At 61.9% G+C, this 12,816-nt stretch carries 11 protein-coding genes; 1 reads left to right on the top strand and 10 read right to left on the bottom strand.

Annotated elements, in window-relative coordinates; genetic code table 11:
* Position 1 precedes the first annotated feature (1 nt).
* The 9 genes from BJN45_RS15795 to nifH form a co-directional block, all read right to left on the bottom strand.
* Entirely contained in the window at positions 2 to 970 is a 969-nt protein-coding gene (locus BJN45_RS15795; RefSeq protein WP_139326372.1) for a hypothetical protein, read from the bottom strand.
* 2 nt (positions 971 to 972) lie between these two features.
* Entirely contained in the window at positions 973 to 1,746 is a 774-nt protein-coding gene (locus tag BJN45_RS15790; protein ID WP_076096991.1) for a 4Fe4S-binding leucine-rich repeat protein, read from the bottom strand.
* Positions 1,736 to 1,999 (bottom strand): DUF6129 family protein, encoded by a 264-nt coding sequence (locus BJN45_RS15785; protein WP_076096989.1) that lies wholly within the window; start codon positions 1,997 to 1,999, stop codon positions 1,736 to 1,738. The genes BJN45_RS15790 and BJN45_RS15785 overlap by 11 nt, the downstream gene beginning before the upstream one ends.
* The gene (locus BJN45_RS15780; protein WP_083651372.1) at positions 1,996 to 2,727 is read right to left on the bottom strand and encodes a dinitrogenase iron-molybdenum cofactor biosynthesis protein; all 732 of its coding nucleotides are present in this window, start codon (positions 2,725 to 2,727) and stop codon (positions 1,996 to 1,998) included. The genes BJN45_RS15785 and BJN45_RS15780 overlap by 4 nt, the downstream gene beginning before the upstream one ends.
* Positions 2,728 to 2,799: 72 nt before the next feature.
* Positions 2,800 to 3,027, bottom strand: a complete 228-nt coding sequence (locus BJN45_RS15775) for a 4Fe-4S binding protein (RefSeq protein ID WP_346417545.1) — start codon at positions 3,025 to 3,027, stop codon at positions 2,800 to 2,802.
* 30 nt (positions 3,028 to 3,057) lie between these two features.
* Positions 3,058 to 3,285, bottom strand: a complete 228-nt coding sequence (nifT, locus tag BJN45_RS15770) for a putative nitrogen fixation protein NifT (protein ID WP_076096983.1) — start codon at positions 3,283 to 3,285, stop codon at positions 3,058 to 3,060.
* Positions 3,286 to 3,334: 49 nt separating this feature from the next.
* A complete protein-coding gene (gene nifK, locus BJN45_RS15765) occupies positions 3,335 to 4,903 on the bottom strand; it encodes a nitrogenase molybdenum-iron protein subunit beta (protein ID WP_076096981.1) in 1,569 nt (522 codons plus the stop codon).
* Between the two features lie 61 nt (positions 4,904 to 4,964).
* The gene (gene nifD / locus BJN45_RS15760; RefSeq protein ID WP_076096979.1) at positions 4,965 to 6,437 is read right to left on the bottom strand and encodes a nitrogenase molybdenum-iron protein alpha chain; all 1,473 of its coding nucleotides are present in this window, start codon (positions 6,435 to 6,437) and stop codon (positions 4,965 to 4,967) included.
* 87 nt (positions 6,438 to 6,524) lie between these two features.
* Positions 6,525 to 7,421 carry a nitrogenase iron protein gene (nifH, locus tag BJN45_RS15755; protein WP_076096978.1) on the bottom strand — a complete coding sequence of 299 codons (897 nt, stop codon included), beginning with the start codon at positions 7,419 to 7,421 and terminating at the stop codon, positions 6,525 to 6,527.
* 257 nt (positions 7,422 to 7,678) lie between these two features.
* Between nifH and BJN45_RS15750 the strand changes: the two genes are divergently transcribed.
* Positions 7,679 to 8,524: an NAD(+)--dinitrogen-reductase ADP-D-ribosyltransferase gene (locus BJN45_RS15750; protein ID WP_076096976.1), complete on the top strand. Its 846-nt coding sequence runs from the start codon at positions 7,679 to 7,681 to the stop codon at positions 8,522 to 8,524.
* Positions 8,525 to 8,535: 11 nt separating this feature from the next.
* Here BJN45_RS15750 and BJN45_RS15745 read toward each other — a convergent pair whose 3' ends face one another.
* The gene (locus BJN45_RS15745; RefSeq protein ID WP_076096975.1) at positions 8,536 to 12,813 is read right to left on the bottom strand and encodes a response regulator; all 4,278 of its coding nucleotides are present in this window, start codon (positions 12,811 to 12,813) and stop codon (positions 8,536 to 8,538) included.
* Positions 12,814 to 12,816 lie beyond the last annotated feature (3 nt).

Here is a 12,816-nt window from a genome sequence, read left to right as displayed (position 1 = left end):
CTCAGACCGAATAGGGGCGGTGCAACCAGCTGCGGATGACGTCGACGTCGCGTTGCGGCAGGTAGGCGAAACCGGCCAGCGCATCCTCGACGGTGGACTGGGCAACCCAGTGCGGTACGGCCTTGGTCGTCAGCATGTGGAAATACCAGGCCATCGGATAGCCGACGGCGCGATCGAAGCGGTTGAGTGCTTCCTGCAGTTTCAGGCCGGTGGTTTCCGGTGCCGCGTCGAATTCCGGCGGGTCGCCGGCCAGCGTGGCAATGGGCTGGGCGCGGAAAACCGGCTGATGGTAACGGTCCAGGTGTTCGCGGGTGGCGATGACCCAGTGGTTGGCATAGACGCTGGTCGAGCCGGCGCTGCTTTTCGACCAGTCCTCGAGCATCCGGTGGATTGATGCGGGTTCCGGCTTCTGCGCCAGCATGCGTTGCAGGAAGGCGCCGATGTGCTGGATGCGGCGCAGTTTGTAGAAGGGCAGGCCGAGCGGCATCGGCACGTCCTTGCCGCCGCGTGGATCGACCAGTTCCTCAAGCGTCGTCGGCTCGTTGCTGAACAGCTGGTGCACCTTCATTTCCTGCAGGTCCTCGATTTCGAGCTGCAGGAAATCGTCGGCCGCGTCGCCGACGTTGGCAGTCAGGTAGTGGGTCTGGCCGACGAAACGGGTGGCATATAGCGTCTTCCCCTCGTGTTCGTCGATCAGTTGCTGCATGTCGCCGTCACAGGCGTCGAGTGCATCTTCGACCCATTGTTCCAGGTTGTCGCTGACCCGCTGGCCCTGGCCGTCGACAATGCCGCCCAGCCGGTACCAGCCACCGCGGGCCAGGGCGTGGCGGAACTGCCAGTCGGGCAGCGCGCCATGCAATGCCCTGGCGAGGCTGGTGCCGCCGGCGCTGACCGCTGTCCGGGAACAGGTTTCGACGATGGCGGGAGAGAGCGACTTGCAGTATTCGATCCAGGCCTGGTTGGTTTTCATGGTCATTTTTCCCGGGATTGGCTGTTACGTTCTTCGTTGATACGGATCTGGACGGCTTCCCGGATGTCGGTTTCCGGATCACCCAGCAGTGCTGGCAGGGATTCGATCGGGGCGTTGTTCACCGCCGCCAGGCGCACCCACCATTCACTGTCCTGCAACAGCGTCGCGGCGAGTTCGGGCAAAGCGCGTTCGGCAACGATGGCGCGTACCTCGGGTTCCGGGTCTTCGGCCAGCAGGTGCAGGGCGAACGAGGGCAGGCGACTGGCGACGACCTTGCGCACTTCGCGTTCCGGGTCCTTGACCAGCCGGGTCAGTTGCCCGTGCGGCAGACGGCGGGCAACGGTGGCGCGGATCAGGTAGTCCGGATCGCCGAGCAGGCGGTTGAGCTGGGCTTCCGGCAGGCGTGCGGCGACCGACAGGCGGACTTCGCGGTCCGGGTCGCGCAGCATCGTTTCCAGTTGGTCGACCGGCAGCCGGGTGGCGACGACGCGGCGGACGACCTCGTCGGGATCGGATTTCAGCCGGAAAATGCGGTCGACCGGAGAATAGCGGGCGGCGATGGCGCGGCGCTCCCAGAAGATGTCTTCCAGGTATTTCTCCGCCTCGTCGCGGTTCTGCCGCAGGAAACGGTCGATCTGCCGGCCGCTGTGGGCGCGGATGCAGGCGTCGCCCGGCGTGCACCGCAGTGCATTCAGGAAGTCGGGGTAGTGCGCACAGCCCGAACACAGGCCGAGACGCCCGACGCCGGCCTGAGGCTGCGTCGTTTCACTCGTCATCGGCCTTGGCGGCGATCAGGATGCCGGTAGCGATGGCAGGGTCGTTGGTCAGTTCGAGACAATGCCCGCTGGCGCCGGAGATCAGGTAGAGCAGATGAGTGTCGATATCGAGTGCCGGGCGGTAGCGTGGCGAGATGTCGTCTTCGCTGCATTCGGTGAAATGCAGCGTGCCGAAACCCTGGCGCAGTGCGGCGGCGCTGGGGTCCTGCCGGGCAGCCGCGGCAACCGTGGCGAGCAGTTCCGGGGTGATCATGATGCATCTTCCTCGGCGATGCTTTCCTCGAAGCGGGCCAGCGATGCCGCCGGTACGCCCATGATCTGGGCCAGCCACGGTGGCGGGCTGGACAGGCGTTGCTGCAGTTCGAGCAGCACTTCGCGGGCAACGCCGCCGGCCGGTTTCTTGACCGGATGCACGCCGGCCCGGACAACCTTGGCCGCGGCCGGGCCGCCGATCGACTGGACGTAGACGATCTGGCAGTCGCCGATCAGCGCCGAGCGGGCGGCATTCTTGTCTTCGGCGGCGTCGGCTTCGACGGTGCTGCGCACGTCGATCAGCTTGATCGCCTGCTGGCCGACCTGATAGACGAGAAAGCGGTCGCAGGAACCGAAGTGGCCGTCGAGGTTTTCGCCGCGGTTGGCGGCGACGGCGACGCGGATCGAGCCGGGCATTTCGCCTTCGCTATAGGCGTCGACCGCAGGAAAGTCATTGTTTTCCAGGCCTTCGCCCCAGAGCAGGCGGACGGCTTCCTTCAATTGCTCGCCTTCGACACCGACGTGGCAACCCTGTTCGGCAAAATCGCCGGCGAGGATCAGGCGCAGGTCTTCGACCGTCAGTTTGGCCAGCTTGGCTTCACTGAGGGGGGATTCCAGTTTTTCGAGCAGCGCGCTGACGAAAGCCCGGACATCGAGACCGTTAAGGGCACGGGCGGCCAGCGCAATGCGCAGGGCAGCTTCGCGGGAAGCAATGGGCGATTCGGACATGATGGGCTCCTGGCTGGGTCTTCAGTGGAGTGCCGGCAGCGCTTGCGCGGGTGCCGGCGCTCGGCTCAAGACTCAGGCCGGGGCGATGCAGCCGGACGGACAGACGTCGACGCACAACGGGGTGTCGTTGTGACCGTCGCATTCCGTACAGGTGGCGGCGTCGATCTTGTAGAAGATCTTGCCGGAGCTGATCGCCTTGGTCGGGCAGACCGGCTTGCAGTCGCCACAGGCGGTGCACATGTCGGGATCAATCTTCATTGCCATGATGCTCTCCTTTATGTCCGCCCTTCGCTGGCTGATTGGCTGGCTGGGCGGTCAGGTTCAACAAACTTAATCCTCAGCTGCACCAAGACGCTTGGCACGCAGGGAAATCGGCAGGCGCGGCGGCTTGGCGATCGGATCGATGTAGTAGGTGCCGCCGTTGTCCAGCTTCAGTTCGCCGCCCCATTTTTCCGGGGTGTCGAATTCGATGGACTCGATGGAGGCTTCCAGATCCCGCTTCGGAAGGTAAAAAACCAGCCCGCCGCTGGGGCCATGCTGGATCATGATGTTTGCCATTTGACGCTCCTGCAGGACCGGCGGAGCCGAAGCTCCGCCGGTGATCCGGTTAGCGAACCAGGTCGAAGTTGTAGTCGGTGGTGCCCATGCCGATCGTTTCCTTGTCGAGTTGCTCAAGGACGGCGTTCGTCAGTTGGGTGACCACGGACATCATGCCTTCGTAGCCCAGGGTCGTGGCGCGGTGCATGTGGTGACGGTCGAAGATCGGGAAGCCGATACGGATCAGCGGTACTTCGAACTCTTCACCCTTGTAGCGGGTGTCGCGCTGGATGTACTTGCCGTAGGAGTTGCCGATCAGGAAGTCCGGCTTGTCCGTGAAGCACAGGCTGCGCATGTGCCACAGGTCGTTGCCGGCATAGACCTTGCCATTGACGCCGAACGGGCTGGAGTCGAGCAGCTTCTGCACGATCTTGACCCAACGCTTGGTGGCGTTGTGCGACAGGATGTGCGTCGGCTCGGCGCCGACTTCGAGCAGGACCTTGACCATGCCCAGGACGAAGTCCGGGTCGCCGTAGATGGCGAACTTCTTGCCGTGCAGCCAGGCGTGGCTGTCGGAGATCAGGTCCATGCAGCGACCGCGTTCCAGTTCCAGCGAGGCCGGGATCGGCTGGCCGGTGACTTCGGAAACCTTCATCAGGAATTCGTCGGTCCACTCGACACCCATCGGGATGTTGAGCTTCGGCACTTCGTGGTTCCAGGTGGCTTCGACGAACTTCTTCGTCTTTTCCAGCTGGGTCGGCTGCAGCAGGATGGTCGTGTAGGCGTTCGGTGCGTCCTTGACTTCGTCCATCGTCGTGCCGCCGGCGTACATGCGGAATTCGCCGTCAGCCGGGGTGTCGAAGACTTCGGAGGGGTCGGAGAGCATGGTGTAGCCAACGCCCATCTCGCTCAGCATGCGCTTGATCACACGGTAGTTGCCCAGGTAGGTCTCGAAGCCAGGAACGATGTTGACCTTCTTGTTCGAGCCGACAACCTTGCCTTCCATGTTGTTCAGCGTGAAGTAGCGGAGGATGCCTTCTTCCATGTTGTCCCAGCCGGTCGTGTGCGAACCGACGAAGGACGGGGTATGGGCGTAAGGAACCGGGTATTCCTGGGGAATGTTGCCGGCCTTCTTGGTGTTGTTGATGAAGGCATTCAGGTCGTCACCGATGACTTCCGCCATGCAGGTGGTGGAGACCGCAATCATGTCCGGTTTGTAGATCGCCTTGGCGTTCTCCAGACCGTCGATCATGTTCTTCTGACCACCGAACACAGCTGCATCTTCCGTCATCGAGTCGGAAACGCAGGAGCACGGTTCCTTGAAGTGACGGTTGAAGTAGGAGCGGAAGTAGGCGACACAACCTTGCGAGCCATGCACGTAGGGCAGGGTCTTGTGGAAGCCGGTGGCGCAGAGGACGGCACCGAGCGGCTGGCAGGCCTTGGCCGGATCAACGGTCAGGGCTTCGCGCTTGAAGTTGAGATCCTGGTATTCCTGGGTGGTCGACCACATGAAAGTTTCGAACACCTTGTCCGGGGCGTGACCTTCTTCGAACTGCTGGCGCTTTTCAGCCAGGTTCTTCTTGTAGTCGTCGTCGCGGAACAGCGGGTAACAGGGCTTGATGTTGTCTGCGGTTTGCATTTGCGATCTCCTTGCCGGCCCCGCTCATCTGCGGTGACCGGCACAAGGTTTAAGGATTTGCTTAGGCGGCCTTCTTGACTTCTTCGGCTGCAACCTGCTTCCACGGCGGGGTCAGGTTCTTGAACGTCGGGTTCGACAGGGCGATGTCCATGTCACGGGCGAAGATCGCGAAACCGTCGTAACCGTGGTACGGGCCCGAGTAATCCCAGGAGTGCATCTGACGCAGCGGAATACCCATCTTCTGGAAGATGTACTTTTCCTTGATGCCGGAGCCGACCATGTCGGGCTTCAGGCGCTTGACGAACTCTTCCAGCTCGAAACCGGTGACGTCGTCGTAGAGCAGGGTGGCATCACCCATTTCCTTGATCGTACGGTCGTAGTCGTCGTTGTGGGCGAATTCGTAGCCGGTGCCGATGACTTCCATGCCGAGGTCTTCGTAGGCGCCGATCACGTGACGCGGGCGCAGGCCGCCAACGTACAGCATGACCTTCTTGCCCTGCAGACGCGGCTTGTACTTGGCGATGATGGCATCCATCATCACCTGGTAGCGGGCGATCATGGCTTCGGTCTTTTCCTTGATGGAATCGTCGAAGAAAGCGGCGATGCGGCGGCAGGATTCGACAATCTTCGTCGGGCCGAAGAAGTTGTATTCCATGTAGGGAATACCGTACTTCTCTTCCATGTGACGCGAGATGTAGTTCATCGAACGGTAGCAGTGCAGCAGGTTCAGCTTGACCTTCGGCGTGTTCATCATTTCGGCGATGGTGCCGTCGCCGGACCACTGTGCCGTCACGCGCAGACCCATCTCTTCCAACAGGATGCGCGTCGCCCAGGCGTCGCCACCGATGTTGTAGTCACCGATGATGGCGACGTCGTACGGGGTCGATTCGCAAGGCTGACCGTCGCGCTTGTCGAGGACCCAGTCGCGGATCGCGTCGTTGGCGATGTGGTGGCCCAGGGACTGGGAAACACCGCGGAAGCCTTCGCAGCGAACCGGCACGATGGGCTTGCCGATGGCGGCAGCGCCCTTCTTGGAGACCGACTCGATGTCGTCACCGATCAGGCCAATCGGGCACTCGGACTGAACCGAAATACCCTTGTGCAGCGGGAACAGTTGTTCGACTTCTTCGATCAGCTTGGCCAGCTTCTTGTCGCCGCCGAAAACGATGTCCTTTTCCTGAAAGTCGGAAGTGAAGTTCATCGTGCCGAAGGAGTCGATACCGGTGGTGCCGACGTAGTAGTTGCGGCGACCGGCGCGGGAGTACTGACCGCAGCCGACGGGGCCGTGCGAGATGTGGATCATGTCCTTGATCGGACCCCAGACCACGCCCTTGGAACCGGCGTAGGCACAACCACGGATGGTCATGACGCCCGGCAGGGACTTGCGGTTGGAAGTGATGCACTTCTTCGATTGTTCGACAGTAACGTCGTTGGCGGCCAGGTGCTTAGCACGGTCCTTCTTGGCCTTTTCCGGGTAAACCTCGAGCACCTCGGCAATGAGGGCGTCGGTTTCTTCGCGAGACAGAGTCGTCATTTTTTCCTCCTGACGCCGCCACCAATCTGTGGCCGGCGCACTGGTTGAAGTTGGCGACCGTCGAAACGGTCACCGGTCTTGCGATACTTAGGCAGCAGCAGCTTCGGCGGCCAGTTCGGCGGCGGTCTTGCCGACGATGGTTTCGTCTTCGGCTTCCATGATGCCGAACTCCATCAGCAGCTCTTCCAGCTCTTCCATCTCGATCGGGGTCGGGATGACGAAGTTGGTGTTGTTGTTGATCTTGTTGGCCAGGGCGCGGTATTCGTCGGACTGCTTGTGCGACGGATCGTATTCAACACAGGTCATGCGGCGGATTTCAGCGTGCTGCACAACGTTGTGACGCGGCACGAAGTGGATCATCGTGGTGCCAAGGCGGGCAGCCAGAGCCATGATCAGTTCGTCTTCGCGGTCAGTGTTGCGCGAGTTGCAGATCAGGCCGGCCAGACGGACGGAACCCGAGTTTGCATACTTCACGATACCCTTGGCGATGTTGTTGGCGGCGTACATGGCCATCATTTCGCCCGAGCAGACGATGTAGATTTCCTGGGCCTTGTTTTCGCGGATCGGCATGGCGAAGCCACCGCAGACCACGTCACCGAGCACGTCGTAGAAGACGAAATCGAGATCTTCGTCGTAGGCGCCTTCTTCTTCAAGGAAGTTGATGGCGGTGATGACGCCGCGGCCGGCACAGCCGACGCCGGGTTCCGGGCCACCGGATTCAACGCACTTGATGCCGCCGAAACCGACGGAAAGGACGTCTTCCAGTTCGAGATCTTCAACGGAACCGGCTTCGGCAGCCAGGTGCATGACGGTCGTCTGGGCCTTGCTGTGCAGGATCAGGCGGGTGGAGTCAGCCTTCGGGTCGCAGCCGACGATCATGACCTTCTTGCCGGATTCGGCGAGGGCCGCAACCAGATTCTGGGTGGTGGTCGATTTGCCGATCCCGCCCTTGCCGTAAATGGCGCATTGACGCAGTTTTGCCATGGTGTAATCTCCTTAGTCTGTCAGTCGATTTGAAAAGGAATTGGTGAGTGTCGCGACTGACCTTCTGCATGTAGCGTGCCAGGTCGGCTGACAGACCCTAAGTTGATGATTTTCAAATGAAAACAAAAAACAGTCTGGCACTCCCCGGGGCGGTGCTTTGCGACAAAGACCCTGTCTTGTGTAGGGGTGACGACAAAGCGGCGAGCACAAGCGAGACAAATCCGTGTTCAGGAGACGACACTCTCCGTTCCGGCGCCTTGCCAGGCAGCCACGGGCGTCCGCCCGGGGCAACCGACAAGGCGACACTGCCGCGCAGCGCCAGATTGCCGATCAACCGCTGCAACCTGCCGGCCGTCGTGCTTGGCAGCCTGACCTACCAGCGCCACCCTTCGCCCTTGCTGCTCGATGGCGTCGCCGAATTGCACCGCGATCTCTTCCGCCGGCTCGACGAGGCCGGGACGGATGCCCGTGGAGAGGTCTTCCGCGATTACCTGACCGTACATTTCCAGCTCGAATGGCTGGAGGAGATGGGTTACACCGGCGGCCAGAAGGCCCGCGCCAAGGCCAATTACGCGCGCATGATCCGTGGCTGGAGTTTCGACTCCGACAGCCGCGAAGGGGCGGTGCTCAAGGGCTGGGTCGAGTCCCGCTTCGGCCTGCTGCCGCGCTGGCATGGGCAGCCACTGCGCGATCCGGCGGACGATGCCTACGGTCGCTACATGGAAATGCGTTCGCAGGGTCTGTACGGCACCAACGCGCTGGAAGCCCAGTTCGACCTGGTCTATACCTACTGTCAGTACGAACTGGCCCGGCGCCACCCGGGGGCGCGTCATGTCACGCTGTATCGTGGGGTCAACCGCGTTGCCGACCACGAAATCCTCAGTCGCGGCGAGGGCGGGCGGCACACGCTGCTGTTCAACAACCTGAATTCATTTACCTGCAGCCGTGACCGCGCCTGTGAGTTCGGTGACTACATTCTTGCGGTCGACGTGCCCCTGAGCAAGATTTTCTTCTATTGCGGGCTGCTGCCCGGCATTCTCCAGGGCGAGGATGAGTTCCTGGCGATCGGCGGCGTCGCCGATGTCACGTTGTCGACAATCTGATTGCCTGGCAATCAGGCTTCCTTGTCCTGCAGTCCCGGATCGGCAGCAATGATGGCGTCCAGTGTCGCCAGTGCCTCGGCGTAGGCAAAGTCCTCTATTTCGTTGCCCAGCCTGCTGGCCGAACGGCCGGCGAGGCGTGACAGTCCAGGCTTCAGGCGCTGGAAGGCATTGAGTGCGCTAATGTCGTCGGTGGCCAGCAGATGGCGCAGGTTGCCGACTTCAGCGGCGATGCCGGGGTAGTCGACGGCCTCTTCGGGGGCAGCAGGGCGCGTCCCGGTGTCGCCGGCACGCAGCGCCGAGAAAGCACTGCAGAATTCATCGATATGGCTGGCCAGCGCAGCGATTCGTTCCGAGATTTCATTATCCGGTCGTTGCTCGACAATGGCCCGTTCGATTTCTCCGGCTTTCACCGAAATGCCGAGCAGTCCAAGGGTTGCCGCGGATCCTTTCAGTGAGTGGGCCAGCCGGCGTGCAGCGTTCTGGTCGTTTTCCGCCAGCATGGCGGTGATCCGGGCGGCACCGTCGCGATGCGTGTTGCCGAACTGTTCCAGCAGCCGCCACAGCCGGTCGGCCTGACCGAGAGTCGAGCGTAGTCCGAGCTTGCTGTCGAGTCCCGGCAGGGATTCCAGTCCCCGGGTATCGCCCTTGGCCGCATTCGCCTGCGGCGTGATCGAGGCGGCCGTGGCGACGTCCTTGCCAGCCTTCAGCCAGCGCAGGATCGCGTCATACAGGACGGCTGGCTCCACCGGTTTGGCAATGTGCTCGTTCATGCCGGCAGCCAGCGTGGTCTCACGATCCTCATCGAAGGCATTGGCGGTCATTGCCAGGATCGGTGTCGTCGCATGCGCTGGCAGGCGGCGGATTCGCTGGGCAGCTTCCAGGCCATCCATGTTCGGCATCTGGATGTCGAGCAGGATCAGGTCGTAGGCAGTGTCACCGGCCATTTCAACGGCTTCGCAGCCATCGTCGGCAACATCGACCTGCAGGTCGACCTGGCGCAGCATGTCGATCGCGACTTCCTGATTGAGCAGGTTGTCTTCCGCCAGCAGCACGTGGTAGCCCTTCAACTGCCGGCGTAATTGTCCGATGTCGTTGTTCGCCGCCGCTGTGTGTCCTGTTGGCGAAGCGTGGTCGATCTGGTCATGGAAACGTTCGATGGCGACCAGCAGGCTGGATGGTGTCATCGGCTTGGGAATGAAACCGGCGAAGCCGAAAGTTGTGAGTTCCGTACGTGGTGCGCCGAGGGTGCCGCTGACCAGGAAGGTTTGCGGGCGTTTGTTCAGGGCCATGGCGTGCAGGCGGCGGCCGATCTCGAGACCGTCCATTCCGGGCATCTGCCAGTCGAGGAGGATCAAACCGAAGGGATCGCCGGCGGCGTCGGCAGCAGCGATCAAGTCCAGGGCTTCCTGACCCGAAGCCAGGCATTGCGGACGCGCGCCCAGTTCGCTCAGCACGGCAGCGACCGAGCTGCGGGCGTCCTCGACGTCGTCGACGACCAATGCCCGGGTCCCGGCGGGCAGGATCTGTTCGCTGTTGCGCCGGCTGAATCCGGCAACCTTGCCAAACGGCAGTTCGATCCAGAAAGTGCTGCCCTTGCCGGACTGGCTGACAACGCCGACATGACCGCCCATCAGGTCCACCAGGCGACGCGTGATGGCCAGCCCCAGACCGGTGCCACCGTAGCGTCGGGTCGTCGACGCATCGGCCTGCTCGAAGGCGCGGAACATTCGGGTCTGCTGCTCCGCCGTCATGCCGATGCCGGTATCCTGAACCTCGAAGCGGATCAGCAGGCTTTCCTGGCGGTCGTCGACGATCATGCCGCGAACAATGACGCTGCCGTGCTCGGTGAACTTGACGGCGTTACTGATGAAATTGATCAGTACCTGGCCGAGGCGCAGGCCGTCGCCATGCAAGGCGGGCGGCAGGGCGGAGATGTCGGCGACCAGTTCCAGGCCTTTGGCCTGTGCCTTTTCAGCGACCAATGCACAGGCATTGCTGACGATGCGGTCGATATCGAAGTCGGTTGGCTCCAGCGACATCTTGCCGGCTTCGATTTTCGAGAAATCGAGAATGTCGTTGATGATCCCGAGCAGATGGTTGGCTGCACCGGTGACCTTGTCGAGCTGCTGGGCATGGCGTGGGTCACCGATTTCGCGCCGGAGCATCAGGGTCAGGCCGATGATGGCGTTCATCGGGGTACGGATCTCGTGGCTCATGTTGGCGAGGAAGGCGCTCTTGGAGCGGCTGGCCGCCTGCGCGGCGTCGCGTGCCTCGGCGAGTTCGACGGTACGCTCGGTAACCAGTTCCTCGAGATGGTTGCGATAGCGTTCCAGGTCCTTTTCCGCCTGTTTGCGTTCGGTGATGTCGGTCCACACCACGGCCGCCTGCATGTTGTCTTCCATGCGGATCGGCTTGACGGACAGCCAGAAGTTGCGGATTGTGCCGTCCTTGCAACGGTAGCGTTTTTCGAAGGCGGAACCGCCATGTTCCAGCAGGTTCTGGACGTTGCGTTCGACGTTGGCCCGTTCCGTGGCATCGGCCTGGATGGCATGGATGTCGAGGGCAGCGAATTCCTCGCGCGAGTAGCCAAGGTGTTTGCAGGCTGCATCGTTGAACTCGATGAAGCCCATGCTTTTCAGGTCAAGCAGCAATATGCCGTGGTCGGCCTGGCCGACGATGGTCGAAAAAAGCTCCTCTCGGCGGCGCAAGGCTTCGGTCGCCGCCTTGATCGAGGAAATGTCCTGAACCATGCCGATGGCGCGCAAGGGTTTGCCGGTTGGCGCGAACTCGATTTCGGCGCGCTGGCGTACCCACTTGTGGACTTCGCCGCTGCGGATCCGGTGTTCGACATCGAAAATTCCGCTTTTTTGCGCTGCACGCCAGTTGTCGAGCACCTGCTGGCGATCAGCGCTTTCCACGCTCTGCAGGAGGTCAAGCCAGTTCTTCGACTGGTGCAGCGAGATGCCCAGGATGCTGGCAGCCTCCTCCGAGCCGGTCAACGAGTCGTTGCCGAAATCGAAAATCCAGCTGCCGATACGGGCAATGGCCTGGGTCCGTTCCAGTGCCTTCTGGCTGGCCCGGACTTCTTCCTGGGCCGTATGTTCCGCCGTGATGTCACGGCCGATGCCGAGGACACCGAACAGTCGGCCATGTTCGTCGCGCACGGCGATCTTGTGAATGGTCTGCAGTTCCCGGTGGCCGTCCTGGAAAGTGCGCCATTCCTGATGCGCGACCGGCTCGTCTGACTCGGCTGCACGTCGGTCGCGTTCCTGATAACTCTCGGCGTCGCCGGTCGGAAACAGCTCGAGATCGGTCTTGCCGACAATCTCGCTCTCGGGTTTGCCGACAAAGCTTTCAAAGCGTGGATTGCAGCGCCGGTAGCGGCCTTCGGCATCCTTGAACCAGACCAGATCGGGCATGCTGCGGACCAGCAATGTCAGTTGCTGGCGTTCGTTGCGCAACTTGTTCTCTGCTTTTTCCCGGCCGAGCAGACTCTCGCCGAAGGCGAGGGTGGCAGTCGCCAGATCCTTCAGGAAAAAGCCGCGGACCTGGCGCAATTCCTCGATTTCGTTGCTCTCCAGCGCATGATGCCTGCCAAGACGGGTCAATGCGCCGGAGACGGTGGCCAGAAAACGGGAGGTGGTCCAGATCAGCGCCAGCCACAGCAGCACCATCAGGAAGAAAAGCAGCCAGGCGGTCATGGCGGCGCTGTCCATGTTTTCCCGCAGCCGCTTTTCGCCATCTTCCATGCGGGTCAGCGAAGCCTGGGTCAGGCTGGACGACAGGTGATGCATCTGGGTGGTGAAGGCCATGTAACGCAAGTAGGCGTTCTCGACATGCTGGCCGGCAACACCGGGATCGATGGCGACGAGATCCGTGGTCGATACCGCCTGCATGCGATATTCGGAAAAGGCCTCGTGGCCCCGGCGAAAGGCTTCGTCGAGATCGGGGTAAGGATTCCCCGCGTGCAGTTTCACCAACTGGCTTTCGAGATCGGCCAGCGAGTCGACCACGCGTGTATGCACGCGGTAAATGCTGGCTTCGTCGGCGTCGCCGCTGCGGGCACCGCGTAATACCTCGACCAGCATGGTCTGGATGCGCTGCATGTCCAGTGCGAGGTGGCCGGCGGTTGCCTGCATGCGCAGATCGTCGGCCTGCGCCGAGACCATCCGGTGGTTGTCCTGCTGGTGCTTTTCCAGCGTCTGCCAGCCAAACATGAACGCTGTGGCAATGCCCAGCACCACTGGTATGAAGAAGAGCAGCAGGAATTGCAGGCGGCGAAGTGGCATGGC

It is taken from the genome of Azonexus hydrophilus (genome assembly GCF_001956855.1).
Lineage (GTDB): Bacteria > Pseudomonadota > Gammaproteobacteria > Burkholderiales > Rhodocyclaceae > Azonexus > Azonexus hydrophilus_A.
Note: the sequence above shows the minus strand (reverse complement) of the source record. Positions and strands in the feature narration are given on the sequence as shown.

Coding starts and splice junctions, on each gene's coding strand:
- BJN45_RS15745 (WP_076096975.1), bottom strand. CDS start 12,813: ATGCCACTTCGCCGCCTGCAATTCCTGCTGCTCTTCTTCATACCAGTG.
- BJN45_RS15795 (WP_139326372.1), bottom strand. CDS start 970: ATGAAAACCAACCAGGCCTGGATCGAATACTGCAAGTCGCTCTCTCCC.
- nifK (WP_076096981.1), bottom strand. CDS start 4,903: ATGCAAACCGCAGACAACATCAAGCCCTGTTACCCGCTGTTCCGCGAC.
- BJN45_RS15785 (WP_076096989.1), bottom strand. CDS start 1,999: ATGATCACCCCGGAACTGCTCGCCACGGTTGCCGCGGCTGCCCGGCAG.
- nifD (WP_076096979.1), bottom strand. CDS start 6,437: ATGACGACTCTGTCTCGCGAAGAAACCGACGCCCTCATTGCCGAGGTG.
- nifT (WP_076096983.1), bottom strand. CDS start 3,285: ATGGCAAACATCATGATCCAGCATGGCCCCAGCGGCGGGCTGGTTTTT.
- BJN45_RS15790 (WP_076096991.1), bottom strand. CDS start 1,746: ATGACGAGTGAAACGACGCAGCCTCAGGCCGGCGTCGGGCGTCTCGGC.
- nifH (WP_076096978.1), bottom strand. CDS start 7,421: ATGGCAAAACTGCGTCAATGCGCCATTTACGGCAAGGGCGGGATCGGC.
- BJN45_RS15780 (WP_083651372.1), bottom strand. CDS start 2,727: ATGTCCGAATCGCCCATTGCTTCCCGCGAAGCTGCCCTGCGCATTGCG.